The organism is uncultured Senegalimassilia sp. (assembly GCF_934630535.1).
Taxonomy (GTDB): domain Bacteria; phylum Actinomycetota; class Coriobacteriia; order Coriobacteriales; family Eggerthellaceae; genus Senegalimassilia.
This window is the reverse complement of the sequence record NZ_CAKTVU010000010.1, coordinates 1-25,551: the sequence shown is the minus strand read 5'-3', so window position 1 is coordinate 25,551 and position 25,551 is coordinate 1. Positions and strand designations below refer to the sequence as shown.

At 59.5% G+C, this 25,551-nt stretch carries 23 protein-coding genes and 1 pseudogene; 21 read left to right on the top strand and 3 right to left on the bottom strand.

Features of this window, described 5'->3' with window-relative positions:
- Positions 1 to 37: 37 nt before the first annotated feature.
- The 3 genes from Q0D52_RS06650 to Q0D52_RS06640 all read right to left on the bottom strand — a co-directional run bounded on the left by Q0D52_RS06650 (position 38) and on the right by Q0D52_RS06640 (position 5,523).
- Positions 38 to 1,753: an FAD-dependent oxidoreductase gene (locus Q0D52_RS06650; RefSeq protein ID WP_294381168.1), complete on the bottom strand. Its 1,716-nt coding sequence runs from the start codon at positions 1,751 to 1,753 to the stop codon at positions 38 to 40.
- A gap of 20 nt (positions 1,754 to 1,773) precedes the next feature.
- Positions 1,774 to 2,472, bottom strand: coding sequence for a cytochrome c3 family protein (locus Q0D52_RS06645; RefSeq protein WP_294381166.1), 699 nt, complete (start codon positions 2,470 to 2,472; stop codon positions 1,774 to 1,776).
- A gap of 225 nt (positions 2,473 to 2,697) precedes the next feature.
- Positions 2,698 to 5,523, bottom strand: a complete 2,826-nt coding sequence (locus tag Q0D52_RS06640; protein WP_294381164.1) for a transporter substrate-binding domain-containing protein — start codon at positions 5,521 to 5,523, stop codon at positions 2,698 to 2,700.
- Between the two features lie 682 nt (positions 5,524 to 6,205).
- On the opposite strand from Q0D52_RS06640, the gene loaP reads away from it, so the two are divergent.
- The 21 genes and pseudogenes from loaP to Q0D52_RS06540 all read left to right on the top strand — a co-directional run bounded on the left by loaP (position 6,206) and on the right by Q0D52_RS06540 (position 25,548).
- Positions 6,206 to 6,742: an antiterminator LoaP gene (loaP, locus tag Q0D52_RS06635; protein WP_294381163.1), complete on the top strand. Its 537-nt coding sequence runs from the start codon at positions 6,206 to 6,208 to the stop codon at positions 6,740 to 6,742.
- Between the two features lie 139 nt (positions 6,743 to 6,881).
- A complete protein-coding gene (locus Q0D52_RS06630; protein WP_294381161.1) occupies positions 6,882 to 7,673 on the top strand; it encodes a sugar transferase in 792 nt (263 codons plus the stop codon).
- A gap of 212 nt (positions 7,674 to 7,885) precedes the next feature.
- Positions 7,886 to 8,518, top strand: a complete 633-nt coding sequence (locus Q0D52_RS06625; RefSeq protein WP_294381159.1) for a sugar transferase — start codon at positions 7,886 to 7,888, stop codon at positions 8,516 to 8,518.
- Positions 8,519 to 8,522: 4 nt separating this feature from the next.
- Positions 8,523 to 9,296, top strand: coding sequence for a WecB/TagA/CpsF family glycosyltransferase (locus Q0D52_RS06620; protein ID WP_294381157.1), 774 nt, complete (start codon positions 8,523 to 8,525; stop codon positions 9,294 to 9,296).
- A gap of 3 nt (positions 9,297 to 9,299) precedes the next feature.
- Positions 9,300 to 10,517, top strand: a complete 1,218-nt coding sequence (locus tag Q0D52_RS06615; protein ID WP_294381156.1) for a nucleotide sugar dehydrogenase — start codon at positions 9,300 to 9,302, stop codon at positions 10,515 to 10,517.
- Between the two features lie 39 nt (positions 10,518 to 10,556).
- A complete protein-coding gene (wecB, locus tag Q0D52_RS06610; protein ID WP_366930333.1) occupies positions 10,557 to 11,648 on the top strand; it encodes a UDP-N-acetylglucosamine 2-epimerase (non-hydrolyzing) in 1,092 nt (363 codons plus the stop codon).
- A complete protein-coding gene (locus Q0D52_RS06605) occupies positions 11,645 to 12,598 on the top strand; it encodes an ATP-grasp fold amidoligase family protein (RefSeq protein ID WP_294381151.1) in 954 nt (317 codons plus the stop codon). The genes wecB and Q0D52_RS06605 overlap by 4 nt, the downstream gene beginning before the upstream one ends.
- Positions 12,591 to 13,646 carry a glycosyltransferase family 4 protein gene (locus Q0D52_RS06600; RefSeq protein WP_294381150.1) on the top strand — a complete coding sequence of 352 codons (1,056 nt, stop codon included), beginning with the start codon at positions 12,591 to 12,593 and terminating at the stop codon, positions 13,644 to 13,646. Before Q0D52_RS06605 ends, Q0D52_RS06600 begins: the two co-directional genes overlap by 8 nt.
- Before the next feature lie 37 nt (positions 13,647 to 13,683).
- Positions 13,684 to 14,484, top strand: a complete 801-nt coding sequence (locus Q0D52_RS06595) for a glycosyltransferase (protein ID WP_294381148.1) — start codon at positions 13,684 to 13,686, stop codon at positions 14,482 to 14,484.
- A gap of 1 nt (position 14,485) precedes the next feature.
- Complete coding sequence (locus Q0D52_RS06590) at positions 14,486 to 15,016, top strand: serine O-acetyltransferase (protein ID WP_294381146.1); 531 nt, start codon at positions 14,486 to 14,488, stop codon at positions 15,014 to 15,016.
- Positions 15,017 to 15,033: 17 nt separating this feature from the next.
- Positions 15,034 to 16,134 (top strand): polysaccharide pyruvyl transferase family protein, encoded by a 1,101-nt coding sequence (locus Q0D52_RS06585; protein ID WP_366930332.1) that lies wholly within the window; start codon positions 15,034 to 15,036, stop codon positions 16,132 to 16,134.
- Between the two features lie 16 nt (positions 16,135 to 16,150).
- Positions 16,151 to 17,641 carry a hypothetical protein gene (locus tag Q0D52_RS06580; protein ID WP_294381144.1) on the top strand — a complete coding sequence of 497 codons (1,491 nt, stop codon included), beginning with the start codon at positions 16,151 to 16,153 and terminating at the stop codon, positions 17,639 to 17,641.
- Positions 17,642 to 17,724: 83 nt separating this feature from the next.
- Positions 17,725 to 18,978, top strand: coding sequence for an O-antigen ligase family protein (locus tag Q0D52_RS06575; protein WP_294381142.1), 1,254 nt, complete (start codon positions 17,725 to 17,727; stop codon positions 18,976 to 18,978).
- A pseudogene (locus Q0D52_RS10110) lies at positions 18,962 to 19,129 on the top strand (4Fe-4S dicluster domain-containing protein); the annotation flags it as partial. The gene Q0D52_RS06575 and the pseudogene Q0D52_RS10110, both read left to right, overlap by 17 nt.
- A gap of 9 nt (positions 19,130 to 19,138) precedes the next feature.
- Positions 19,139 to 20,116, top strand: coding sequence for a Coenzyme F420 hydrogenase/dehydrogenase, beta subunit C-terminal domain (locus tag Q0D52_RS06570; protein WP_294381140.1), 978 nt, complete (start codon positions 19,139 to 19,141; stop codon positions 20,114 to 20,116).
- A gap of 39 nt (positions 20,117 to 20,155) precedes the next feature.
- Positions 20,156 to 20,638, top strand: coding sequence for an acyltransferase (locus tag Q0D52_RS06565; protein ID WP_294381138.1), 483 nt, complete (start codon positions 20,156 to 20,158; stop codon positions 20,636 to 20,638).
- A 451-nt stretch (positions 20,639 to 21,089) separates the two neighbouring features.
- The gene (locus Q0D52_RS06560) at positions 21,090 to 21,629 is read left to right on the top strand and encodes a hypothetical protein (protein WP_294381135.1); all 540 of its coding nucleotides are present in this window, start codon (positions 21,090 to 21,092) and stop codon (positions 21,627 to 21,629) included.
- Positions 21,630 to 21,990: 361 nt separating this feature from the next.
- Positions 21,991 to 22,449, top strand: a complete 459-nt coding sequence (locus Q0D52_RS06555) for a hypothetical protein (protein WP_294381133.1) — start codon at positions 21,991 to 21,993, stop codon at positions 22,447 to 22,449.
- Positions 22,439 to 22,723 (top strand): hypothetical protein, encoded by a 285-nt coding sequence (locus Q0D52_RS06550; protein ID WP_294381131.1) that lies wholly within the window; start codon positions 22,439 to 22,441, stop codon positions 22,721 to 22,723. The genes Q0D52_RS06555 and Q0D52_RS06550 overlap by 11 nt, the downstream gene beginning before the upstream one ends.
- 213 nt (positions 22,724 to 22,936) lie before the next feature.
- A complete protein-coding gene (locus tag Q0D52_RS06545; RefSeq protein WP_294381129.1) occupies positions 22,937 to 24,568 on the top strand; it encodes a recombinase family protein in 1,632 nt (543 codons plus the stop codon).
- Positions 24,568 to 25,548 (top strand): recombinase family protein, encoded by a 981-nt coding sequence (locus tag Q0D52_RS06540; protein WP_294381215.1) that lies wholly within the window; start codon positions 24,568 to 24,570, stop codon positions 25,546 to 25,548. Before Q0D52_RS06545 ends, Q0D52_RS06540 begins: the two co-directional genes overlap by 1 nt.
- Positions 25,549 to 25,551: the final 3 nt, after the last annotated feature.

Sequence of the window (25,551 nt, the reverse complement as noted above, 5' to 3'; positions counted from 1 at the left end):
CGCGCCTCGCGAGCGCCCGCACCTCGCGCTCCGCTTCCTACTCCACGCCGCAGACGTGCTTGGCGGCGATGCGGGCGAACGTGGCCGTGCGGCCGGCGTTGATGCCCGTGAAGTTGCTCGGGTAGTTGTGTGGATAGAATCCGCCCTGGTCGTTGCCGCACACGTACAGGCCCTCGATGACGCTGCCGTCCTCGCGCAGCGGCTGGCTGTTCGTGTCGGTGATCACGCCGTGGAGAGTCACGAGCATGGTGCCGGCGATGCGCGCCGCGAAGAACGGCGGCTGCGTCACGGAGCTCATGCGGTACATCGGCTTGCCGAAGTCCACGTCCTCGCCCTGCTCGTACAGCTTGTTGTAGCGCTCGACCGTGGCCAGGAACGTCTTCTTCTCCTCGCCGGTGAAGCCCATGATGTCGGCCAGCCCCTCAAGCGTGTCGGCCTTCTTCAGCACGCCCTTCTCCAGCGCCGGGCCGATCCAGAAGTTGTCGAGGTTGTCCTTGCCGACCGCTTCAAGGCTGTACACGTCGGCGTTGAACGCGGTCCCCGACGGCGCCGGCACGATGCGCGAGCAGCCGCAGGTATCGAAGCGCTCGGCGTCCTCGTAGTACTTGCCGTCGAACACTTCCCAGCTGTAGTGGCCGGGCTGGTTGCAGCCCATGGCGTAGCTCATGGGGTAGCACTGGTCCTCGTTCATGAAGCGCTCGCCGCGCGTGTTCACGTGCAGGTAGGGCTGGCTTCCCATGATGAACAGCTCGCCGTTGTAGGGCTTGCCGAACGTGGTGTCGTCGGTCATGCCGCCGCGGTTCCAGATCATCGAGCCGCCGCCGGCCTCAAGCTGGCCGCCGGCCCACAGGGCCATCTTGATGCCCTGGCCCTTCTCGCACGTGGCGCTGCCGGTGACGCACCAGTCGGTCACGCCGGGCTGCAGGGCCTCGAGCATCTCGTCGTTGGCGCCGTAACCGCCGGTGCACAGGATGACGCCCTTCGCCACGTTGATCTTGATGTAGCTGCCGTCGGCCTGCGTGGCATACACGCCGGTCACGCGGCCGTCAGCGTCCTGAATCAGCTGCTCGGCGGGCGTGAGGAACTTGATCTCGCCGCCCAGGCCCTCGAACACCTGCTGCAGCATTTTAACGTGCATGTAGGCGGTGTAGTTCGGGCCGTCGGGGTTGTACTCGCCCAGGCAGGGGTTGTAGCACATGGCCGGGTAGTAGGCATGCTCGTCGTCGGGCTTGTGCCATTCGAACGGGAACACCATTCCCAGCGGCGCCAACGTCTCGGCCATCCACTCGATCATCTCGCCGGACTTCTCGGCCCAGGTGCGGTACAGCGGCGGGTTGATGTCGCCGGATTCGACCTGGCTGGCGTAGTTGATGAGCTTCGCCACGTCCTCGGTGTGCTCGCCGGCCAGCTTGGAGTTCAGCGCGCCGATGGCCTCGCGTGCACATGCCAGGCCGTTGGACGCCTCCAGAACGATGACCTTCGCGCCCGCCTGCGCCGCGGTGGTGGCGGCCACCATGCCGCCGTTGCCGGCGCCGACCACGACCACGTCGGCGTCGAAGGTTTCGGCGACCTTCTGCGGGACGGCCGGCTTCTCGCACCAATCGGCCTTCTCGGCGGCCTTCTGGCGCTCCAGGTCCTCCTTCGTGGTCACGGCGGGGGCGCCGCAGCCCGTCAGCGCGCCTGCGGCAGCCAGGGCGCCTGCTGCGCCGAAGCCGGTGAGGAAGCTTCGGCGGCTTAACGTCTTATTGCTCATATGGTTGCTCCTGTTTCGCGTTAGGCCTGGTTGGGAAGCAGTTTCGCTTCTTGGGCGGAAATCCAGCCCTCGGGGACCTGCATGTCGGCGTGGCACTGCGTGCAGGTGAGCACGCTGGCGCGGTGCGCCTTATGGCAATCGGTGCAGGCCTGCTGGCCGTGCTGCCAGGAATGCGGGTTGCGGATCCTGATGGCGGGGTTGTCGGTCTTGACCTCGGTCATGGCGGTCAGGTCCTCGCGCGTCATGTTGTGGCAGTCCTTGTTCAGGCAGAACTGGTCGCCCTCGACGCCGCGCGCCTCGGTCAGCTGGTCGGTGTTGCGCTCGGTGAGCACACCGTCGGGGTTGCCGTCGGTGGCCACCAGCGTGTAGTTGCCGCCGAGCCATTCCATGCCCTCGTTGATCTGCTCGCTCATGACGGGCTGATGGCAGGTCAGGCAGTTAGCGTCGCTGCTGTTGGTGCGGTGCACGGCGGACAGCATGCCGGACGCGTCGGCCACGGGGTTGCCCCACTTGTCGGTTGCGGGTTGCCCGGGCGTCGCCTCGTAGGTTTCCAGGTAGCCGTCCATCGGCGTGTGGCAGATGGCGTTGCAGAAGCTGGGCTGCCCGTGCCAGACGAACGCCCCGATCGCGGCAACCACCACGACGACCGCGACCACGCCGCCCACGATGGCCCCGCGCCGCGCGCGCTTCGGCGCAGGCGCATTCTCGTTCTCGCTCACATGTTCTCCTCTCCTTGAATTCCTTTTCTCTTGCTACGTGCGAGCAGGGAAAAGAATAGGGAAAACACCCGGGCAAAAGAATCGCATGGAGTAGGGTATATCAGCGTTTCCGCAGGTGAAGAAGGTGGCGAAGGGGGTAGGGAAGGAGGCTGAGGCGCGCCTACCGCCGCGCCGCAAGTTGGCGCTTGGGCATCCGACGCGGCAAGCCCGACGCGCGCCCGTGCGTTACCTCACCCGATACTTCGCCAGCGTGGCCTTCAGCTTCTCCAGCTCGATCGGCTTGGACAGGTGGTCGTTCATGCCGGACTCCTTGGCGCGCTCCACGTCCTCGGCGAAGGCGTTGGCGGTCATGGCGATGATGGGCACGTCGGCGGCGTCGGGCTTGTCGCATAGGCGGATGGCGCGCGTGGCCTCGTAGCCGTTCATCTCGGGCATCATGACGTCCATGAGGATGGCGTCGAAGGCGCCGGCGGGTTTGTCGCGGAACAGCTCGAGCGCCTCCTTGCCGTCGGCGGCGGTGGTGACCAGCGCGCCTTCGTTCTCCAGCAGCGTCCGGGCGATCTCGGTGTTCAGCTCGTTGTCCTCGACCAGCATGATGCTCATGCCGCAAATGTCGCAATCCGCGGCGTCCGCCGCCGCTTCCGCGGCCTTCTCAGGGCAGCGGTTGATCGTGAACGGCAGGTCCACGGTGAACGTGGTGCCGCGCCCCAGCTCGCTTTCCACGGAAATGCTGCCGCCCATGCTCTTCACCAGTGCCTTCACGATGGGCATGCCCATGCCCGTGCCCTGGTAGTTGCTGCGCGCGTTGTCGTTGGCCTGCGCGAACGGCTCGAACAGGTGCTTGAGGAACTCCGGCGACATGCCGATGCCCGTGTCGCTGACGGTGAAGCGGTAGACGACCTTGTCCCCGACCAGGTCCATCATCTCGCCCGTGCAGTGCACGGTGCCGCCAGGCTTGTTGTACTTGATGCAGTTCTCCACCAGGTTCAGGAACACGCGGCGCACGTGCAGGGGGCTGCCGTACACGTCGGGATAGGCGAAGGTGTCCGGGCCGCTGGTGGTCAGCGTGACGTCGCGGCTTTTGGCGCGGATCTGCCCCAGCACGTACAGGTCGCGGCACAGGTCCGTCAGGTTGAACGGCACATGCTCAAGCACCACGGCGCGGTCCTCGATCTTGCTCATCTCCAGGATGTCGTTGATCAGCGTGAGCAGGTGATTGGCCGCCACCTTGGCCTTCGCGCGGTCTTCGCTATTGGCCTCGGCGTCGTCGGGGTGCTGGTCGCTGATCTCCAAAAGCCCCAGGATGCCGTTGAGCGGCGTGCGGATGTCGTGGCTCATGCGGGAGAGGAACGCGGTTTTGGCGGCGTTTGCCTCTTGCGCCCTGCGCTGTGCCTCGCGTGCGCTGTGCAGCGACCACGCAAGGACGGCGATCGTGCCCGCAAGCAGCAGGCCGATCAGCGTGAGTATGGACACGCGGTAACGTTCGACGAACTTGGCGAAGTCGGATCGATCGTCCGAGTAGGAATAATGCGAATACGCGCTTGCCGCGATGTCGTCGGCAGCGTTGACGATGCCCTTGTTCACGATGCTGAGCAGCTGCGCGTCGCCTTGCCGCAGCCAGCAGGCCAGCGCGATGCTCTTGGGCATCTCGTAGGTGACAAGGTTCCCCAGGTCGACTTGGTCGCGCAGCGTGTCAAGCCCGGTGACGGTCATGATCATGCATGTCGACTTGCCTGCCTTGATGGCATCGATGCACGCACGGGCGTCGGGGTATTGCGTGATGGTGGCCTCGGGGTAGCGCACCTTCAGGTCGATGCTGTCCAGCAGCGAGCGGTCGTGGTACGCGATGTTCTTCAGCGCGTCATCAAGGTTGCCGCCTGCGTAGATGGCCACGAGCGAGGTGGTGCTCATCATGGACGACTGGATGAACCCGGCCTGCTCGGCAAGCCAATAGTCCCTGTTGATGGGCATGGCCACGTCGATGCTGCCGTCGCGCAGTGCGTCGGTCAGCTCCTCGTTCGACTCGAACGCCACCTCGTTCACCGTGATGCCGAACTGCTCTCTCAAGGTGGCCACCAGGGCGGAAAGCGAGCCCTCCATCTGCCCGTCCTGGCCCTGGTTGGAGAACGGCAGCAGGTTGTCCAGGTACCCGACGGTGATGGCGTTGCCGTGGTCGGCAAGCCAGGCGGACTCGGGGCCGGTCAGCGCCGCCGAGCCGCTGTCGCGCGCGGAGTAGCGCGCCTTCACCTCGTCGTTGTAGCGCGGGTTGGTGCTTCTGAGCATGGTCATGGCGGCGTTGATGTCGTCCATGAGGTCCTGGCGCGATTTGGGCACGGCGAAGTAGTAGTTGCTCTCGCCCACGGAGAACACGGGCATGGCGTCGTTTGACGAGATGGTGTCGTTCATGATGATGGCGTCCACCTGGCCGGAGGAAAGCGCGTCGAACAGCTCGTTGCCGCTGCTGTAATACCGATAGTCGCAGGTGATGCCCTGGTTCTCGATCCACTGCTTGCCCACTTCGGTTTGCACGACGCCTGGGTTGGCGCCGATGGTCAGGCCGTCGAGCGCGGCCGGGTCGCCCGCTCCCAGCGCATCGTTGGTGGGTTTCGCGTAGATGTAGTAGTGCTCCATGCCCTGAGGGTTCGACGAGAACAGCAGCTTCTCGGCGCGCTCGGAGGTGTAGGAGATGTTGGGCATGAGGTCGATCTCGCCGTCCTTGAGCTTCTGTATAAGCTCGGGGAAGGTGCCGGTGACGTACTCGTATTTCCAGCCGGGGGTGTAGTAGGACAGCGTTTGCAGGTACTCGTAGCCCCAGCCGGACAGGTAGTCGCCGGGCGTGCCGGTCTGGAAGCCCTGGTTGTTCAGCAGCCAGCCCACGCGCACGGTTTTGATTTCGGGGGCGTTGGATTGGGAAGGGACGTCAGCCGCTTCGGCATGGGCGGATGCCAGGCCAAGCGGCGCCAGCGAGATGCAGGTGACGGCCAGTACCGCGCTCAACGCAAGCGCGGCGGCGCGTCGGCCAACGGCGCGGAGCGTGTACAAGTGTTTCAAGGCGGTCTCCCCCAAGTAAAAAGCACAGAAGCGATGCACAAGCGATTCTAGCAGATGAACCGGGGAATACGAGGGGAGCGGCCCCAGCAAAGGACGCGGAAATCGCGCAGCCTGCGCGGGGGGCACCCCAACAGGCCGTTTAGCAGGCCGCTGGCGAAACCATGCAGATGGCGGCAGGGGAAGCGCGAAAACGTCAGTGGGGGTAAGCGGAAGCGGCCCCCGCGTGCCGTGTCCGTGGCGCCCCTCCGCCCGATATGAAACGGGTTTCATAAAGAGCCACATAAAAGCGCGTTTATTGCAGAAAGACGCGCTCTTGGGACATAGCATGCGAAGATGTAGGGGGGCGTAACAGATTCTTTACAGCAGTAAATACATTCTCGTGTATTATTGCGTGATGGAAAACAAGCCGATGGCCCGTTTCCTGCATCGTGTCGGGGCCACCGCATCGCAAAAGATGTCGTGCCACCGACATGGTGGCGAAACCCCATCAGCGCGTTTTCCGTAGGCCTGTGCGCCCTAGGCGCTGCGGCCTGCACCATACCTGGGTGCCCTGAACAGCATCGCGTTCGATGCTCGTTGGTGCCAGGGGAATGAATGCGTTTTCCAATAGTCACCCGCGCACGTCCATGGCGGGTTGGCGAAGCCTTCCCAAAATCAGGAAGCCAAGCGGAAAGGGGCGGCCATGTGGTACGTCGTGCAAGTTGAGACCGGCCGCGAGAAGAAGGCATGCAGCGACATCAAGCAGGCAGCCGAGGACGTGCTGGACGAATGCTTCGTCCCGCAGTACCTGACCGGCAAAAGGCAGGCCGATGGCACCTGGAGGGCTTTGAAGGAGTGCTTGTTCCCCGGCTATCTGATCTGCGTGACGTCGCAGGTCGACGAGCTGGCCGACAAGCTGCGGCGCGTGAGAAGCCTCACCAAGATCCTGGGAAACGACAACGCATTCATCCCCCTGACCGAAGGCGAGCAAGCGTGGGTGCAGAAGGTCACCCAAAAAGACCAGCGAACCGTTGGGGAATCCGTGGGCTACATGGAAAACGGCAAGCTGGTGATCGTGGAGGGCCCGCTAAAGGGCAGGGAAGACTGGGTGCGCAAGGTGAATCACCGCAAGCGCCTAGCGTATCTGGAAATGCCGATGGGCGGCCGCACCGTGCGAGCCCAAGCAGGCCTGCAAATGGTAAGCAAAACCCAAGGCAAACTAATGGGCAGGGAAAAGTGAGCAGCAAGAACAGGTTGAAAAGGGAATACGGAATGACGACGCGGGTGTCGATGACGGGCGCAATGGCGCTGTTGGAGACGCTGGCGTATGGGATGGCGCATTCGTAATGTCCGGGGAAGCTACAGCTGTTAAGGAAACGATGGGGGAACGCAGGGAGCAATGCAACATCGTGACCATGCCGGAAACCTCGTCGGCCAGCAAAAGCTCGATCGGTAACAAGACCGTGCGTAGCGGCACCGTCTACGATTTCAAGATGCAAGAGCGTCGTCGCGAAAACCTTGAGCGCGCTGAGAAACTGAAGGCGGAACTCGGGGATGAACCCATAACGGGAACCGATGATAGGATCGCCTACCGCTTCGTGAAGCGAGTCTTCGACTTCGTTTTCAGCGCTGCGGTTGTCGTGCTGCTGAGCTGGCTGTTCGTCGTCATCGCCATCGTGATCAAGGTCGACGACCCCAAGGGCCCCGTGTTCTTCAAGCAGAAGCGTGTGGGCAAAAACGGCCGCGAATTCGAGATGCTGAAGTTTCGCAGCATGTGCGTTGATGCCGAGGAGAAGCTGGCGGAGCTTAAAGAACTTAATGAGAAGACCGGCCCGGTGTTCAAGATTGCAGAGGATCCTCGTATTACCCGCGTAGGCAAGTGGCTGCGCAAGCTGAGCCTGGACGAGCTGCCGCAGTTCATCAACGTGCTCCGTTCGGATATCCCTTTGCGCATATTAAAAACGCGCCCGGAGTTCTCTGAGGAATCTATGGGTGCGTTCGCGCTTCCCGCCAAATCTAGCACGAACAAGAAAAAGGTGTTTTCGCAGGCCACGAGCTGTTTTGCGAGCGGCCTGCGGATGCACCGCATCTCTTGGTTCAATTGTAAACGCGTTGGCAGCATGGAGGGGCAATTTCTTGCAAAACCTGTTTTTAGGGCGGTGTGCGCATAGTGGCCAGTGATTTTACGGCCGTTTGCGAACCCGCGCAGGCAAGGTCCGACCTCCGCTATTCGTCGTCAGGCGAAGCCAGCCGAGCGACGGCGGGCAACGGCGACTTGGGGCGGAAAACTGTTCGTAGCGGCTTTGCGTACGACATCAATGGCGGCGGGGGCTCAGTCGAAAGCTCCGAGCGCGCCAGGCGCCTCAAGGAGGAGCTTGGGAGTGTGCCGGTTACCGGCATCGAGGACAGGGTGGCGTACCGCCTTCTTAAACGTGCGTTCGACATCGTTTTCAGTGCGGCGGTGCTCATCGTGTTTTGCTGGCTGTATGTCATCATCGCGGTCCTCATCAAGGTCGACGATCCGAAGGGCCCCGTGTTCTTCAGCCAGGAGCGAGTGGGCAAGGACGGCAGAACTTTCCGGATGCTGAAGTTCCGCAGCATGTGCGTGGACGCCGAGGACAGGCTCGCCGAGCTTAGGGAGCTCAACGAGAAGACCGGCCCGGTGTTTAAGATCGCTGAGGACCCACGCATCACCCGCGTTGGCAAGTGGCTGCGCAAATTGTCGCTCGACGAGCTGCCACAGTTCATCAATGTCCTACGCGCGGATATGAGCATCGTGGGCCCGCGTCCCGCATTGCCGGCTGAGGTTGCGACTTACGACGACTACCAACGCCAGAGGCTTCTGGTCAAATCGGGCCTTACCTGTTATTGGCAGACGCGCCGCAACCGCGACTCCATCACTTTCGACGAGTGGGTCGACCTTGACCTGCTTTACATCAAGAAGTGCTCCGTATGGAGCGATTTGAAGCTGATTATTCAGACCGTGGGCGTCGTGCTTACGGCACAGGGAAGTTAGGCAATTGTTGAATTCTCAAAAAACTATAAAAGCATCCAGGCGCTATCCCATTCTCAACACATACGTTAATGCTCTCTCGCTCGACGAGACGGTTGCCGAGGTTGAGAAGATTATTGCTGCCGGCGCGCCCACCCAACATGTGGTGGTGAACGCCTCGAAGGTGAACCTGATGGAGGCCGACCCGAAGCTGGCCGAGATTGTTAACGCCTGCCCGCTTATCAACGCCGACGGCGCCTCCATCGTGTGGGCTGCCAAGAAGCTGGGCGTGCCCCTGAGCGAGCGTGTGACGGGCATTGACCTGTTCCAGCGTCTGGTGGAGCTGTCCGCTGAGAAGGGCTACAAGGTTTACCTCTTCGGCGCGAAGGAGGAAGTTGTCTCGAGGGTCAGGGCGATTTTCGAGGAGCGTTATCCCGGCATTCAGATAGTCGGTTATCGCAATGGCTACTTCACTGAGGCCGACGAGCCGCAGATTGTGGCGGACATGGCTGCATCTGGGGCGGACATGATGTTTGTCGCGTTCAGCTCTCCTAAGAAAGAGTATTGGGTGCACAAATACCTTAATCAAATAGGAATTCCTTTCGTGATGGGCGTTGGCGGCAGTTTCGACGTGGTGGCTGGGGTGACCGATCGCGCGCCAAAGTGGATGCAGAATCACGGCTTGGAATGGTTCTACCGGTTTATACAGGAGCCTGGCAGGCTTTGGAAGCGCTACATCGTGGGTAACGCAAAGTTTGTTGCCCTTACATACCGATATAAGTTCTCAGGGAAAGGCGAATAAAGAATGGTTAACGTTATCGGTCTCGGTTATATCGGACTGCCCACCGCGCTCATGATGGCCACGCACGGCGTGGAGGTCGTGGGAACTGACTACAACGAGGAACTCGTGGCAACTCTGAATGCCGGGCATACCACCTTCAAGGAGGAGGGGCTTGACGAGCTGTTCGCCGACGCGTTGAAATCTGGCATCAAATTCACGACCGAGTATCAGGTGTGCGATACCTACATCGTGAGCGTGCCGACGCCCTACGATAAGCTGGACAAGAAGATTGACCCCTGCTATGTGATTGCCGCCTGCAAGACGGTGCTCGAGGTCGCCCCGAAGGGCGCCGTGCTCGTAATCGAGTCGACTATTTCGCCCAACACGGTGGATCGCTTTGTGCGTCCGCTGCTCATTGAGGCTGAGCGTGAGGATGTTAAGCTCGTGCACGCCCCGGAGCGCATCATCCCCGGAAACATGGTTTACGAGCTGCTGCACAACAACCGTACGATTGGTGCAGACGACCCCGAGGTGGGTGAGGAGGTTGCTAAGATTTACGCAACCTTCTGTCAGGGCGAAATCAGTGTGACCGACATCCGCACCGCCGAGATGACCAAAGTCGTCGAGAACACCTTCCGCGCAATTAACATCGCATTCTCCAACGAGCTTGCCAAGATCTGCCGTATCGGCGGCATGGACGTGGCGGAGGTCATTCGCATCTCCAACAAGCACCCGCGCGTGAACATTCTGCAGCCCGGCCCTGGCGTGGGCGGCCACTGCATCCCCGTCGACCCATGGTTCCTGGTGGGCGACTACCCCGAAACGGCAAACTTCATCCGTCTGGCGCTTCAGACCAACGCGGGCATGCCTGAGTATGTGCTGTATCGTGCCCACGAGGTTATGGCCGAGCGTGGGATCAGGGATGCCTCCAAGGTGGGCATCTACGGCCTGACCTACAAGGAGGACGTTGACGACGTGCGCGAGAGCCCGACGCTGCAGATGCTCGAGTCCATGGAGGAGCACCTGTGCGGCGGCGCCGTGAAGGTGTACGACCCGTGGGTCGAGCGCGACGAGGTTCCTAACCAGGTGCACTCCATGGAGGAATTCCTGGACGGCCTGGAGATGGTGATAGTGATGGTGGGCCATTCCCAGATCAAGGGCAAGCCCGAGGCCTTCGGCGGGCGCATTCTGATCGACCCGCGCAACGTGTGCGGCGACGGCGAGAACGTCTATAAGCTGTAAGCCATTTTAGAGATGCGGGGAGAAGCAGGTTTGAAGAAAGTGATGCTTGTCTTCGGGACGCGCCCGGAGGCCATCAAGATGTGTCCGCTCGTGAACGAGCTCAAGAGTCGCCCCGACGAGTTTCAGACGGTTGTGACCGTAACGGGCCAGCACCGCGAGATGCTTGATCAGGTCCTGCGCGTCTTCGACGTGACGCCAGACCACGACCTGGCCATCATGAAGCCGGGGCAGACGTTATTTGACGTCACGTGCGACGTGCTGCAGAAGCTCAAGGCCGTTCTCGAGGAGGAGGGGCCTGACGTGGTGCTCGTGCACGGCGACACGACCACGAGCTTTGCTGCGGCGCTCGCTTGCTTCTACCTGCAGATTCCCGTGGGACATGTGGAAGCGGGCCTGCGCACTTACGACATCTACAGTCCGTGGCCTGAGGAGTTCAATCGTCAGGCCGTGGATATCGTTAGCGAGTATTACTTCGCGCCCACCGAGGCGAGTAAGCAGAATCTACTCGACGAGGGCAAGTGTGCCGAGAAGATTTGGGTGACCGGCAACACCGGCATCGACGCTCTGCGCACCACGGTGCGCGAGGACTATACCCACCCGGAGTTGGAGTGGGCTAGCGACAGCCGCCTGATCTTAATCACGGCGCATCGTCGTGAGAACCTTGGCGAGCCTATGCACCATATGTTCCGCGCAATCCGACGTGTGATGGAGGAGCACCCCGACACCAAGGCCATCTACCCCATACACATGAACCCACTCGTGAGGAAGGCGGCCCATGAGGAGCTGGATGGCTTCGATAGGCTGCGCATCATCGACCCGTTGGAGGTGTTGGACTTTCATAACTTCCTGGCAGCGAGCCATCTCATCCTTACGGACTCGGGTGGCATCCAGGAGGAGGCCCCGAGCCTGGGCAAGCCAGTGCTGGTGATGCGTGACACCACCGAGCGCCCCGAGGGCGTGGCTGCTGGCACCCTGAAGCTCGTCGGAACCGAGGAGGATATAATTTACCGAGAGTTTAGCAGGCTGCTATCCGACGAGGATGAGTACGTAGGGATGAGCCAGGCTTCAAATCCTTACGGCGACGGGCATGCGAGCGAGCGCATTGCGGATGTGCTGGGAGGCAATCGATGAAACTGAAGAAGAGGTTCACCCTTTCTCTCAAGAACAATCTACGATTCATACCTGATGAAGCGTACATGTGCATGTATTTCAAAGCGAAGCTCCATTACGAACCCGATTTTGAGAACCCCAAGACTTTTAATGAAAAGCTTCAGTGGTATAAACTTAATTATCGTAATCCAGTCTTGACGCAGCTCGCCGACAAGTACGGTGTCCGTTCCTTCGTTGAAGAGCTTGTTGGTGCCGAGTATTTGGTCCCCCTCTACGGTGTGTATGGCTCAGTCGAAGAGATTGACCTGGAAAAGTTGCCTGAGAAGTTTGTGCTTAAGTGCACCCATGATTCGCAAAGCACTTTCGTGTGCACCGATAAGGCGAAGTTCGACTTCGAGGAGGCCAAGAGACGGTTGCGTGTGGCTCTTGGCCGCAATTGGTACTGGCAAGGTCGTGAGTGGGCATACCTTGATATTGTGCCGCGTGTAGTTGCCGAAGCGTACCTTGATGAGCCTGGCAGGGAGACCCCGACTGACTATAAGTTTTATTGTTTCGATGGCAAAGCGGCGCTCGTGCAGACGGACGCTGACCGGTTCACCAACCACGATATGCAGTATTTTTCGCCAAAGTGGGAGCAGCGCGGCGACATTAATCACGAGGTTTCCGACCATGAACCCACGCCTAAGCCTGAGAACTATGAGCTCATGCTTGAACTTTCCGAGAGATTGTCTGCGGACTTCCCGCACGTTCGTGTTGACTGGTACAACATCGGCGGAAAGCCATACTTTGGTGAGATGACTTTTTACACAGGCGGAGGCTACGATCCCTTCTATGCTCTTGAAGAGCAGCCGGATAAGCTGGACCGAGAGCTTGGCGAGCTCTTTGTGTTGCCTGAGGGAAGTGACTCCAATGCAAATAGTGCTTTATCCCGGCAGGTAGGTATTAGTTTTGCGGGAGATAGCGATGCCTAGCATTTTGATGGTTGGGCCTAGTCCAGAATCTATGGGCGGCATTGCAACAGTTGAGAAGAACATGCTTGAGGCGGCGCACCGTAGAGGCGAAAAAGTTACCTTTCTACCAACGACCATAGAAGGGGGCAAGGCTAGGAAGCTGGCAACGGCTATGGTTGCGTATGCGAGGTACCTAAGAAGGCTGAAGAGTTGTGACCTCGTTCACGTTCACATGGCTTCGCGCGGCAGTTACTTTCGGAAAAAGGCTTTCATTGCAGCAGCCGCTGCGCATAAAAAGCCGGTTCTTCTTCATTTGCATGGTAGCGAGTTTGCTATGTGGTACGACGAGGAATGCACAGAGGGCCAAAGGCGTGATATCTGCCAAACATTTCGTCTTTGCAGCAGGATTGTCGTTCTGTCCGAGGAGTGGAGGGACTTCCTGCTTAACAGGCGTATCTGCGATATTGAACAAGTAAAGGTTCTTCATAACGCAGTGGATATTCCGGACGAAAACGTGACGGACTATACCTCTAATACTGTTTTGTTCATGGGACGCCTTGACGAGCGCAAGAGCCCAGACGTGCTTTTGCGTGCTGCGGCTTGCGCTCTTTCTACGCATCCAGATGCTCGATTTATTTTCGGCGGAGATGGTGATGTGCGTGCATATGAGAAGCTGGCAGATGAGCTCGGCATATGCGATAAATGCCATTTCATCGGATGGGCGGCTGGCGGAAAGAAAGTTGAGGCTTTTCAAGGCAGCAGTATTTTTTGTCTTCCGTCCAAAAACGAAGGTATGCCTATGAGTGTGCTCGAGGCAATGTCGTACGGTTTGGCCACGATTGCAACTCCTGTTGGAGGCGTTCCTCAAATCATCAACGATGGCGTGAACGGTTTCCTGTCTTCAGTCGGTGACGTCACTGCCCTGGCAGAAAAGCTCGATGTACTCATGAGTGATAATGCCCTGAAAGAAAGAATTGGCAAATGCGGTCGCGCATGTATCGAGGAGTCGTTTTCCCTCGATGCCTATATGGACCAAATCGATACAATTTACGAGATCATCCGTAAATGATCTCGTTCGATTTCAGCTATTTAGGTACGATGCGACTATGAAAAAGGTCATTCATTACTGTTGGTTTGGGGGCAAGCCTCTTTCTGATACAGCCGAGAAGTCCTTGGCTTCATGGGAGAGGTTTGCGCCCGGATTCGAGTTGAGACAATGGAATGAAGATAACTTCGATTTCGAAACCTGTGCGTGGTCTAGGGACGCCTACGCAGCAAAGATGTGGGCTTTCGTTGCGGACTACGCCAGGTTCAAGGTGTTGCATGAATACGGCGGAGTCTACATGGACGTGGGCAGTGAGCTCATCCGCGACATAACGCCCCTTTTAGGTAGCGTTCCCTTCACCGCAATAGAAGAATCTTCGTTGACCGCCACGACTGGACTGATCGTTGCGGTTGAACCGCATGATCCTATAATCGGAGCATGTGTTGCCAGATATGAATCGATGCGGTTTTCCACCGATCCCGTTTTTCTCGATAAGACTACCGTCAACGAGGTGTTCACGGCTGAGCTTGAGAAAATTGGATTCAGACGCGAGGACAAAGAGCAGTCTTTCGGAGATTGGCGCGTTATGGACTCCAGGGCATTCAACCCCGTGTACGGTTTCGGCGGGTATCATATTAAGTCGTGCACATACAGCGTCCATCGTTCTTCAGGCAGCTGGGTCGAGCCCAAGTACCGTATCAAGAGGAGCGTAGTGCGCAAATGCTCGCCTTTTATTGGCAGGCGGCCTGCGCAGATTCTCGGACGAGTTCTCATGGAAGTGAGCGACGGGGGTTTGATTGAAGGGTCGAAGCGCATCCTCGGTGTTGCTCGAGAGAAGGTCGCGAAAGGACGGGAAGACTAACGTGGGCACTTTCTCTAAAGACACAATCCACTACTTCGGTGCACCGGGTGTGAAATTCGGGCGCCTGATTGGCGATTTTGGGTACCGTTACGTTTTCTACTTGAGGATGTGCCAGGCGGGGGGATTGCGAAAGCTTATTTTTACGCTGCCTAGGAAGCATCTTTCAAGGAAATGCGGGCTTGAAATCTCCCCATCAACTCAGATTGGCGAGGGGTTCTATATCGGCCATCCCTATGGAATCACGATCAACGTGGATGCTAAGCTGGGGCACAACGTCAACATTCACAAAGGGTGCACCATCGGCCAGGAAAACCGTGGAAAAAGAAAGGGCGTTCCCACGATAGGCGACTGTGTCTATCTAGGCATTAACTCCACGATTGCGGGGAACGTTACCATCGGCGATGACGTTTTCATTGCGTCGAACACGTTTGTCAATCAAGACATTCCCAGCCACTCGATCGTCATTGGCAATCCTTGCAGGATTATCGAAAGGCAAAATGCGACCGAGGGTTACATCATTAACCTGGTTTAGTTCAGGCTTCAGGATAGGTGAAACGCATTTTGAAACACGTAGGCATACTCACATTCTCTAATACCGTGAACTATGGGGCGTCGCTCCAGGCGTGCGCACTTCGTAGGGCCGTGGAGTCTTTGGGCTGCGACTGTGAGATCCTCAATTACAGCAACAGGGAGCTTGACGATCGCGAGCTGGGAACGCATTTCTCGCTTAGCCCATCGGGGGCTGCGCGCTACTTTTTGAGGCGGGGGTTCGAACGCCGCAGGGTAGCGGCGTTTTCGTGCTTTGCCGAAGCCAACTTGAATCTTACGAGCAAACTCGACCGGGCGGCTCTGATCGATGAGGCCAAGACGCTTGATTGCGTCTTTATCGGCAGCGATCAGGTTTTCAACCCTCGCGTAAACGGACACGACCCCGTTTTCTTGGGTGCAGGTATTGCAGATGTTGCCCGCGTCGCCTCGTATGCGGCTAGCCTGGGCGATGCGACGGCCGAGGCAATCACTGCGTGTGATAAGGAAGCTGCGGAGAGGCTTGCCACATTTTCGGGCCTTTCGGTGAGGGAACCTAGCTCCATGGAAGTGTTGCGCAGCATGGGTCTTGAGCCTGTTTTCATGCCGGATCCGACGCTTCTGCTCTCGTGCGACGATTGGTCGGAGCTTGCCACAGGGGAAGGCCTTGATTCCATCCCCGAGAAATACGTGCTGCTCTACACGCTCAACTCTGAGCAGAAGCTTCTGGACAGGGCCTTGGAGGTTGCGGGGCGGTTGGGCATTCCCGTCGTCTGCCTGCATTACAACACCAAAGATTTTCCTGGCGTGCTTAATGTGAGGGACGTTGGTCCCGGTGCTTTTCTGGAGCTGGTGCGTAGGGCGGCGTTCGTGTGCACAGATTCCTTCCATGGCGCATGCTTTTCCCTGAACTTTAATAAGCAATTTGTTGTAAAGACCTCCGACGCTGCTGTTCAGAGTAACGTTAGAATCACCGACCTTTTGGCGCGCTACGGTATCGAGGACTGCTTATACGCCGCCGGCGAGACGCCGGTACGCAATGTGGATTACGGCCGTGCTAACCAGGCTTTGGATCGCGACCGCGCTAACGCTCTTTCGTTCATCGCCGAGTGCGCAGGGCTTTAGGGGCCGGTACTATCCTATGTTTGCCAAGAATACTTTCTGGAACCTTGTCTACCAGCTGACCGCCGTGGTCGCCGGCTTCCTGGTCCCAAGGGCCATCATCGGAGTGTACGGCTCCGAGGTCAACGGCCTGGTGACCTCCCTTACCCAGTTCATCGGATATTTTGCGCTCGTGGAGGCCGGAATATCGGGTGCGGCGACGTTCGCCCTGTACAAGCCGCTCGCCCAGGACGACTGGAGGGGCGTCAACATTGTCGCGTCCGCGTCGCGGGCCTTTTACCAGAAATCGGGCGCTGTATTCCTGGCCCTGCTGGTAGGGCTCTCGGTTATTTACCCGGTGTTTGTTTCGGCGGGCGCGCTGCTGCCATGGGAGATCGTGGCGTTGACCTTCCTTTTGGGCGCGAAGGTCGTTGTTGACTTCTTCTCGCTCTCGAAGTATAGGGTGTTCCTCACTGCCGACAAGAAAAACTGGCTCATCCAGCTCGCCTCGACTGTCTACACGCTGCTGAATACCGCAATCATCATCGTGTTCTCGTATTTGCGCACGCCTGTCGTGGCGGTCTACGCGTTGGCGCTCGCGGCCGTGTTCGCGCGAAGCGCCATCCTGGCTGTGTATACGCGACGGCGCTACTCCGAGTTTGACTGTAAGGTAGATTACGGGGACTTCAAGTTGCCGCAGCGCTGGGATGCTCTATTCCTGCAGATTCTGGGTGCGGTGCAGTCGGGTGCGCCCGTTATCTTGGCCACCGTGCTGTGCGGAAGCATGAGCGAGGTCAGCGTTTTGGCGGTGTACCTGCTGATTTCAAACGGATTGCAGATGATTCCCAATGTGCTGGGTACGGGCCTGCAGGCTTCGTTTGGGCGACAGATTGCAAATGGCGATTACGGGGCGCTTCGCGCTTCGTACAAGCCTTACAGGGCGCTGGTCTATTCGGTGTCAGCTGTTGCCTGTGGATGCGCCTTCTCACTGATACTGCCTTTTGTTGATTTATATGCAGGGGATTTTCGCGACGCGGACTACCATAACGCGCTTCTCGGCTTTCTCGTGGTGCTGAACGTGTTCCTCTACCATGGCAAGTCTTCCCAGGGGCTTCTTGTCATAGCCGCAGGGATGTATCATGAGACAAGGTGGCAGACCTGCATGCAGGCGCTGATTATCGTTGTCCTGGGCATCCCCCTGACAATGGGGTTTGGTATCGTAGGCACCATCGTAGCTTCCTGCGTGTCGAACGCCTACCGTGTGGTTGACTTGCTGTTGTTCGAGCCCACCAGGATTTCCAGGGACACGGTGTTAAGCTCACTTTCGGCCTTCGGGCTGTACGTCTTGCAGACTGCTCTTATCGCGATGCCTGGGTATCTTCTCTCGAGCTTGGCTTGCACCTGGGCTCTTTGGGCTGCCGTCGCCGCCGCTCTGGTTCTTTGGGGCGTTGTCGTCGTGTATCTGACGCTCGCCCTGCTCGACAAGAACAGTTTCCGCTCCATCTTCAAACGCTTCGTAAGGAATAGATAGTCATGCGTCTTGCATCCTCGTCGCAAATCGATGCGGCGCTCCCTGCTCAGCGTGGAGCGCGTTTCTCCCTAAAGAATGGGTCGATGGTCTTCATCCCCCTGCTCTTTTACGCCTTTTTCTGCCAATCCCTTGCCTCGTCTTCCGTGGTGCTTTATGCGTGTCTCACCGTTTCCTTCGTGTCGCTCGTCATGCATTTTTTGGCCAACGGCAGGTTTGCCAATAAGAAGTTCGGCCTGGAGATTGTGTGGATCCCATTCTTCATTCTTTTCTATGTACATAGCTTCGTTTTTGGAGTGAACAACCTGACGCTGCTGGTGGTTTACACCATCCTGTTCGTGTGCATGTACGCCGCATCGGGGGAAAGGGGGTGGATTTCGACGTGTATCAAGGTGCTGGTTGCGTTTGCGGCCTTCCACGCCACGTGCACGATAGCCTTCTGGCTCTTTCCCGCATTGTATGCGCCTGTGAAGGCGACGTTTTTCTCTTCGAGCTATATGGCAAGCGACTACCGATCGGGATTCACCGCCCATTACAGCACCAACTCCATCTATTTGAGCTTTGGCCTGGTGTGTTGGGCGTGCGGACTAATTGGGGAGAAATCCAAGCCGCGAGCGAAAGACATAATCTTGGGCGTGGCGTTTCTGTTCGCCTTGTTCTTGACGACGAAGCGTGGACCGCTCGTCGCATCCGTCGTTGCCGTTTCGATATGCTACCTCTTCGTCAACAGAGATAAGTTCACGGGTACAGCGTTGAAAGCCCTGATTATCGTTATGCTGGCTATTCTTGCCGTGGGCGTGCTGGCGACATTTGTGCCGGGCGTCGAGGCAACCCTTCAAAGATTCGTAGAACTGTCGGAAGACGAGACTGGTAACGGCAGGAGCGAGCTGTACGACTGCGCCTGGAGTATGTTCTATTCGAATCCCCTGTTTGGAAGTGGGTGGGGGTCGTATTCGAAGTACGTTGCAACGACATCGCTTGGCGCCATGTATAACAATTTGGGCTTCACGTCGATGAGTACCCATAATGTCTATCTGCAGCTTTTGGCCGAGACGGGCATCGTGGGGTTGGCCCTGTTCCTAGTGCCCGCCGCGGTCACGCTAATCGCGGCGATGCGGCGCTCGGCCGCGCATCGCGGGGGAGGACTTTACGGGGAGTCGTTCTGCCTTTGGGCCTGCGTGGGCGCGCAGATCTTCTTCCTGGTCTATTGTTTTTCGGGTAACCCTCTTTACGATCCGCAGTGTTACGTGCCGTACTTCATATCGTGCGTCACCGTGTTTGCTATATGCGGGATCGACGTCAAGCGCAAGGACGGGGAGGTCCATGGAAATCTGCAATAATCCGCAGCTGTGCTGTGGGTGCTCGGCGTGCCAATCGACTTGTCCTCGCTCGGCAATCACTGTAGTCGAGGATGACCGGGGGTTCTATCGTCCCAACGTGGATGAGGCAAAGTGTGTGCAATGCGGCCTGTGCGAGGCGGTGTGCCCTGCCAATGGGGGGATGGCGGAGGAACTGAAGAGGGGCCCGCTCAAAGTGCTAGCGTACAAGAGCGCCGACCAAGAGAGGGCCAAGAGTTCCTCGGGTGCCGCCTTCTGGACGCTGGCGCAATACGCGCTTAGCGGAGGCGGCGTGGTGTACGGCGCCTGTTTCGATGACGAGTTCCGGGTTGTGCAGAGGCGCTGCGTCACCGAGAGCGAGGCGCAGGCGTGTAGGGGGTCGAAGTATTCACAGGGTCTTACGGGGACGACGTACGGCGAGGTTTATGAAGACCTGAGGCAGGGAAGGTGCGTGCTGTATACAGGTACCCCCTGCCAGATTGCGGGTCTGCGGAGCTTCCTTTCCAAGAAGAGCTATTCTGGGCAGCTGATAACCTGTGACCTGATATGCCACGGGACGCCGAGCAACCGGCTGTTCCGCGAGTACATCGCGTTTCTCGAACGGAAAAGTGGCAAGAAGGTGGTCGGCTACTGCCATCGCCCGAAGGACAGGGGTTGGGGGGTTCATGTTGAGAAGGCGGCCTTGGAAGATGGCAGCACGCTCTACGATACGATTGAGAGCAATGCGTGGCGAGACGTTTTCTACAGCAACGATGGGCTGAACTCTTGCTGCTACCGCTGCCTCTACACCGATACTCGTAGGGTTGCCGATTTCACTCTTGCTGACTTTCTTGGTGTGGACAGGTGCCGTAAAGAACTTAATGACCGAAGAGGCCTCTCTGTCATCATGGTCAATAGTGAGCTTGCGAAGGATATTGTAGACCAGGGTATTTTCGAGCCTGGGGCTGTGGAGATAACAATCGACGAGGTGATTCCCGGCAACCCCATGCTGCAAAGGCCCTCAGCGCCCCAGGACGACGTAGAGGATTTTTGGCGGGCGTATGAAAAGCGTGGCTTCGAAGGGGCGGCGCGCTATGTGGGGGCCTACGGGTTCGTCAAGACTGTTAAGACTCTGGTTAAGCGACTTATGGGCAGAGTTTGACAAACAAATAGAAGGAGAGGGTGACTTCCTTTGAATCCTATGGAATTCATCGAGCGGGCAGCGTGTTGGGTTTACGTTCGCGGCAAACTTGCATTCCTAATGGGCAGGTTTCCCGGCCAGATTATTATGACGAAGGCGTTTAGGCGGCCTTTTTACTGTCGCGTGTCGGCTACGGGACGCATCAACGTGGCAGAGCGGACCTCATTCAACTACGGGTGTGTTTTGATTGCCCACGAACGCATCGACATCGGCAAGGGATGCTTGTTCGGGCCTAACGTGCATGTATATGACTTCGACCACGGCATGGCGCAGGACGGCATGATGTACCGCGACCAGCCGACCAAGACCTCGCCGGTCCGCATCGGAGACAATGTGTGGTTGGGCGCGAACGTTGTTGTGCTCAAGGGCGTCACCATCGGGGATAATGCGGTTATTGCCGCGAACAGCGTCGTCTCAAAAGACGTACCTGCGAACACATTGTTTTACGAGAAGCGCGAGCGGTGTTATAGGGATCTGCGGTAGTCGAGGACGGTTGCAGTGATGCCCTGCTTCATAGGTATGTAAGTGATTTTACTCATCGCAATAAAACATAGTGGCGCTTTTCGAATGGTTGAGCGTTGCTTTTGACTCAAAAGCAAACTGACTGACTGCCCCGCCTGAAGATGAAGCCCAAGACGTTTTCCAACGCTCCAAATGGCACATAACGTGGTAGATACTTCGGGCTCTGGTGGGTATGGCGTTTCGTGCGGTCTTGACACTTGCGACGCCATCGACGGCGTGGAGTCGCGCATTGGCGCCAACAATGGCAACCCAAGCTATACTACTGCCTGCCCGAAGATACCGAGCAGTTGCCGGCGGACCATAAGGACGCGCCAGGAACCTGATCAGAGCCATCGTTGACGCTGATCGCACCCTGTACACGCGCGATTTGTTCAAGAGGGACTAATAATATTGTGATGTAAGGAGGTAAATAATGGATGCGAGCGTTATCGTCCAGATTTTTGCCTGCGCGCTTGCAACTTTGTGCAGCATCGGCGCGATGGGGATTGCCATCTGGACCGTCCATGAGAGCCGGCGGCCACAGCCTGTCGCCTTCCTTGAGCACGTTCGTGATAAGTCGTGCATCCTGTTTGTCATCGAAAACTTCGGTACCGGGGTTGCCTCGAACATTGAGATTAGCGGGTTCGATTACGCTTTGGTGGGCGAGGGCGAGAAGAAGAACGTAGAGCGCAGCTTCGTCGAAACCGGTATCCCCATGCTGGTCCCCAGCGCCAGAAGGGACACCCTTCTGCTGAGTGGGGCAAACGATACGAAGAAGCGGCTCGACGTCTCTTGCTCTGTGACGCTGCGCTATAGCGAGCGCGGGCTGCTAGGCAGGCCCAAGCATCGCGAAGAGGAGTTCTTGCTGGACATGGGGTCGTTTGCAGGGAGCCTGTACACGATGAGCGATTTTCACAATATGGTCGTGGCGACGGAGAGCATGGCCGAGTCGCTGAAGAGGATAAGCAAGTGAAAGAGCGAGGCGAACACCTTGAGTGTGTCTTTTAACCTCGTGCTATCTCGGGCGTGCTTGTTGGTTCAGGGCTCATAAGCCCCAGATGCGACCGAGAGACCGAGGTTGCGCAGCTGACCGAATCTGGCCCGTTGTGCTTCTGCCGTTTTCCCCGCAACTCAAACCGAGTTGCGGGGTTTCTTGTTCTTTGGGCGGATTATTCGCCGACGGTTAACGTTCGCTAACTACCGGGGGGCGACAATCGGCAAAAGGCCTTCTTTCGTCGTGGCCGCCGTTCGCCCTTAGGGCACGTCCAAAATATTCCGTTTTCCGCCTCTGGGCAGGAGCGCAATCCCGCGCTCCCCGACCCAGGGGAGGAAACATGCCCTCATCGCGAGGCTGCATCAGCAGCTACGACTGCATCGTCAAAATCAAGGGCGTCACCACACGTCCGATACTGTTCAGCCAGCTCATGCGGAGCGACGGAGAGGGGGCGATGAACCCCGAGGAGCTGTTCGCAGACGACCGCAGCCCCGCCTCCGAGCAGGAGCGCGTCCACGAGGATGAGCTGCATTCGCTCATGCGCAGCATATTGGACTGGGCGATATCGTTTCTGAGCGAGTCCAGCCAGGGCACCATACGCGCAATCTACTTCGAGGGCAAGACCGTCAAGCAGCACAGCGAGGAGGAGTACGTCACCGTCTACGCGATCTACAAGCGCCTTGCGCGCTCGTATCCCGTCATCAAAGAGATCGTCCTTGAGGAGTTGGAGGGACTCGACGATGAGACGCGCGTCGAGCTCGAGGCTATGTTCGGGATCGGCGGTCGCGATGGGAAGTGAGCAGGTGGAAGCTGTACAGGGTGGGATGCTCCCTCGCAGCGGCGACGAGCCGTTCGTTGGCAACGGATCGAACGAAGCCGCGGCTGTCGGCGTGCTGCCGCGCGAGCTTCAGCAGGGTGCTTCTGCGGCTGTCTGCGATGAGCCTTGCACCCGACGCGGATCGATCGGCGTGCGCGTGTCCTACGCCGGCGAGTGCAGCATCGAGGAGGCCGTGTCGCGCTACCTTGCCGCGCGCGAGAACGTGCGCGACGTCATAGGCGACGAACCTGCCTGACGCGATTAGGCCGGCATCGGCCAACATCTTCATCAATCCCGAGATTTCCGCCTTCGCCGGCGCCGAGCCGCCGAAGGCGTGGTACGATTGCGCCAGACGCATACAAGGGCCCTCGGCGTCGGTTGTTTTCTTGGCGGGAAGCGCAGCGCATCCCGAGGGCATCCTCAGAGCCTCCTGGCGCACGTACACACATGTGCAAAAGGAGGCCTTTTCATGCCCAAAACCAAAATGCCGAAACCGGCGGCCAGGGTCTATCGCGCCGCCAGCTACGCCAGGCTCTCCGTCGATGACGAGAGCTACGGCACCAGCGGCTCGGTGCTCAATCAGCATGCCATGATCCGCGACTTCGCCGACGCGAACGGCGGCCTGAGCATCGTCGCCGAGTACTCCGACGATGGCTTCTCTGGCTCCACCTTCGAGAACCGTCCCGGCTGGGGCGGCCTGCTCGCCGACGTGGAGGCCGGCAAGATCGACTGCATCGTGGTCAAGGACCTGAGTCGCCTCGGCCGCAACTACCTTGACGTGTCGCGCTACCTGGACCAGGTGTTCCCGGCGCTCGGCGTGCGCGTGGTGGCCATCGCCGACGGCTACGACTCCGTAGCCGAGAAGACGCCGACCGACGCGCTGCTGCTGCCGGTGAAGAACCTCTTCAACGACATGTACTGCCGCGACGCCTCCGCCAAGACCAAGGCGTCGCTTTCCGCCAAGCGCCGCCGCGGCGAGTTCGTTGGCGCCTTCGCCCCATACGGCTACGCCAAGGGGTCGGGCCCCGACCGCGGCAGGCTCGTGATCGACCCGGAACCCGCCGGCGTTGTGCGCGGCATCTTCGATGCGCGCATCGGCGGCATGAGCGCCGCCGGTATAGCCGCCATGCTCAACGAGGGCCTCGTACCGAGCCCCTATGAGTATTTCTCGGCGAAGGGCGCGGCGCGCAGCTCGAACTTCTGCAAGGGGGAGAGGACCGCCTGGGACGCGCGCACGGTGCTGCGCATCCTGTCGAACGAGACCTATGCGGGCACGCTCGTGCAGGGCAAGACCTGCAAGCCCGATTTCCGGCGCAAAGCGGTGCTTCCCGTCGACGAGTCCGAGTGGGACCGCTCGCCCGGCGCTCACGAGGCGATAGTGGACCCAGCTACCTTCGGCCTGGTGCGCAAGCTGGCGCGGCGCGATATGCGCCTGTCGCCCGGCGCCAAGCGGTCGCTGCCGCTGTCGGGGTTTCTTTTCTGCGCGGATTGCGGCGCGACGATGGCGCGGCATGCGAGCCGCTGCTCCGACGGCAAGCGCTTCTACTACTCCTGCGAGACCCATAGGAAGAACCGCGCCGAGTGCGGCATGCACAAGGTGTGGGAGGACGAGCTCTCGGCGGCGGTGATGCGGGCAGTGCACGGGCATGCCCTCGCGGCGGTCGACGGCGATGGCGCCGTGAGGGGCGCCGAGGCGTACCGCCACGACAGGCGCGCCGAGCTCGCCTGCCGCCTGGAGTCGGTGAAGGGGCGCATCGAGCACAACGGCGACCTGCGGCTGCGCATGTACTCCGATTACGCAGCGGGCGTCATCGACAAGGCCCAGTACGCCGAGCTCGCCCGGGCCGTCGACGCCAGGCTGCAGGAGCTGAAGGGCGAGAAGGCCGGCATCGAGCGGGAATCGGCCCAGTTGGATGACGTTCGCGCGGAGACCTGGGAGCAAACCTTGGCGCGCTACCGCGACGCCGAGGGCCTCGAGCGCGTGATGGTCGTCGAGCTCATCGACAGGGTGCTCGTCGGCGAGGGCGGCGACATCGAGGTGGTCTTCCGGTTCGGCGACCCCGTCGCCGCATGCGCCTCGAAGCAAGAGGGGGTGGCGTGATGGCGGGCTTCGACCTCTCCGACGTGCTGGCGGCGGCGCGCGGTATTCCCGGCGCGCGCGAGGACGGCAGATGGCGCTGCGTCGTGTACCTCTCCGCCTACGACTGGATGAGCGGCTGGCTTCGCGTCCCCGACATGGCGGCGCAGTCGGCGGCGTGCAAGGCATGGCTTTCCGCCCACGGCGATGCGCGCAAGGTGGAGACCATCAGGAACCGCAACGCCGTGCGCAACGTGCGCGCCGCCTTCGACGAGCTCATGCGCGTCATCGAGAACCGCAGGGCCGACTGCGTGGTCGTGCCCGACATAGCGGTGTTCGCGCCGTGCTTCTCGGAGGCCCGCTTCTACGTCGAGGAGGTGCTGGTGCCCATGGGCTTCCGCTTCGTGGACTGCGCGCGCGGCTTCGACACGCAGGGCGGCGACGTGCGGGCGTACTTCAAGGGGCTGCAGACAGAGATGTCCGACGCGCTGGCCCTGCATGCCGAGCACGGCAGGCTCGTCTCCGGCGGGCTTATAAGGCGCAACGTGCCCTTCGGCTACGTCTTCGACGAGGACGCGCCATGCGGCGTGCGCGTGGACGGCGAGGTGGCGGCATTCGTCCCCAGAATCTTCGAGCTTGCCGCCCAGGGGCGCTGGTGGCGCAGCAAGCTGGAGGGCCAGGTGCGCGAGCTTGGGTGCCCCGGGCCCAGGCAGAGGGCCAACGAGCTCTACGGCCACAATCGGCACGCCATTGAAGGCTGGGATTATGCCGCCATCAGGAGCATGGTGACCAACCCCTTCTACACGGGGGACTTCGCCCCCGAGCGCCTCGCCAGCATCCGCATGCGCAAAAGCGGCATCTCGATCGGGTCGTTCCCCGTCATCGAGGGACACCACCCGGCGCTGGTCGGCCGCGAGCTGTTCGAGGAGGCCAACGAGGGGCTTGCGCGCAACCGCTATGCCTGCCCGACTAAGGCCGAGGGAAGGAGGCCCTGCCGTGGCTAGGAA

What these genes read in the sequence shown, in the direction of transcription:
- Q0D52_RS06580 (WP_294381144.1), top strand. Translation starts at nt 16,151, where the DNA reads ATGTTTGCCAAGAATACTTTCTGGAACCTTGTCTACCAGCTGACCGCC.
- Q0D52_RS06560 (WP_294381135.1), top strand. Translation starts at nt 21,090, where the DNA reads ATGGATGCGAGCGTTATCGTCCAGATTTTTGCCTGCGCGCTTGCAACT.
- Q0D52_RS06555 (WP_294381133.1), top strand. Translation starts at nt 21,991, where the DNA reads ATGCCCTCATCGCGAGGCTGCATCAGCAGCTACGACTGCATCGTCAAA.
- Q0D52_RS06595 (WP_294381148.1), top strand. Translation starts at nt 13,684, where the DNA reads ATGAAAAAGGTCATTCATTACTGTTGGTTTGGGGGCAAGCCTCTTTCT.
- Q0D52_RS06550 (WP_294381131.1), top strand. Translation starts at nt 22,439, where the DNA reads ATGGGAAGTGAGCAGGTGGAAGCTGTACAGGGTGGGATGCTCCCTCGC.
- Q0D52_RS06605 (WP_294381151.1), top strand. Translation starts at nt 11,645, where the DNA reads ATGAAACTGAAGAAGAGGTTCACCCTTTCTCTCAAGAACAATCTACGA.
- Q0D52_RS06650 (WP_294381168.1), bottom strand. Translation starts at nt 1,753, where the DNA reads ATGAGCAATAAGACGTTAAGCCGCCGAAGCTTCCTCACCGGCTTCGGC.
- Q0D52_RS06600 (WP_294381150.1), top strand. Translation starts at nt 12,591, where the DNA reads ATGCCTAGCATTTTGATGGTTGGGCCTAGTCCAGAATCTATGGGCGGC.
- Q0D52_RS06545 (WP_294381129.1), top strand. Translation starts at nt 22,937, where the DNA reads ATGCCCAAAACCAAAATGCCGAAACCGGCGGCCAGGGTCTATCGCGCC.
- Q0D52_RS06565 (WP_294381138.1), top strand. Translation starts at nt 20,156, where the DNA reads ATGGAATTCATCGAGCGGGCAGCGTGTTGGGTTTACGTTCGCGGCAAA.
- Q0D52_RS06575 (WP_294381142.1), top strand. Translation starts at nt 17,725, where the DNA reads ATGGTCTTCATCCCCCTGCTCTTTTACGCCTTTTTCTGCCAATCCCTT.
- Q0D52_RS06615 (WP_294381156.1), top strand. Translation starts at nt 9,300, where the DNA reads ATGGTTAACGTTATCGGTCTCGGTTATATCGGACTGCCCACCGCGCTC.
- loaP (WP_294381163.1), top strand. Translation starts at nt 6,206, where the DNA reads ATGTGGTACGTCGTGCAAGTTGAGACCGGCCGCGAGAAGAAGGCATGC.
- Q0D52_RS06540 (WP_294381215.1), top strand. Translation starts at nt 24,568, where the DNA reads ATGGCGGGCTTCGACCTCTCCGACGTGCTGGCGGCGGCGCGCGGTATT.
- Q0D52_RS06570 (WP_294381140.1), top strand. Translation starts at nt 19,139, where the DNA reads ATGGCGGAGGAACTGAAGAGGGGCCCGCTCAAAGTGCTAGCGTACAAG.
- Q0D52_RS06630 (WP_294381161.1), top strand. Translation starts at nt 6,882, where the DNA reads ATGGGGGAACGCAGGGAGCAATGCAACATCGTGACCATGCCGGAAACC.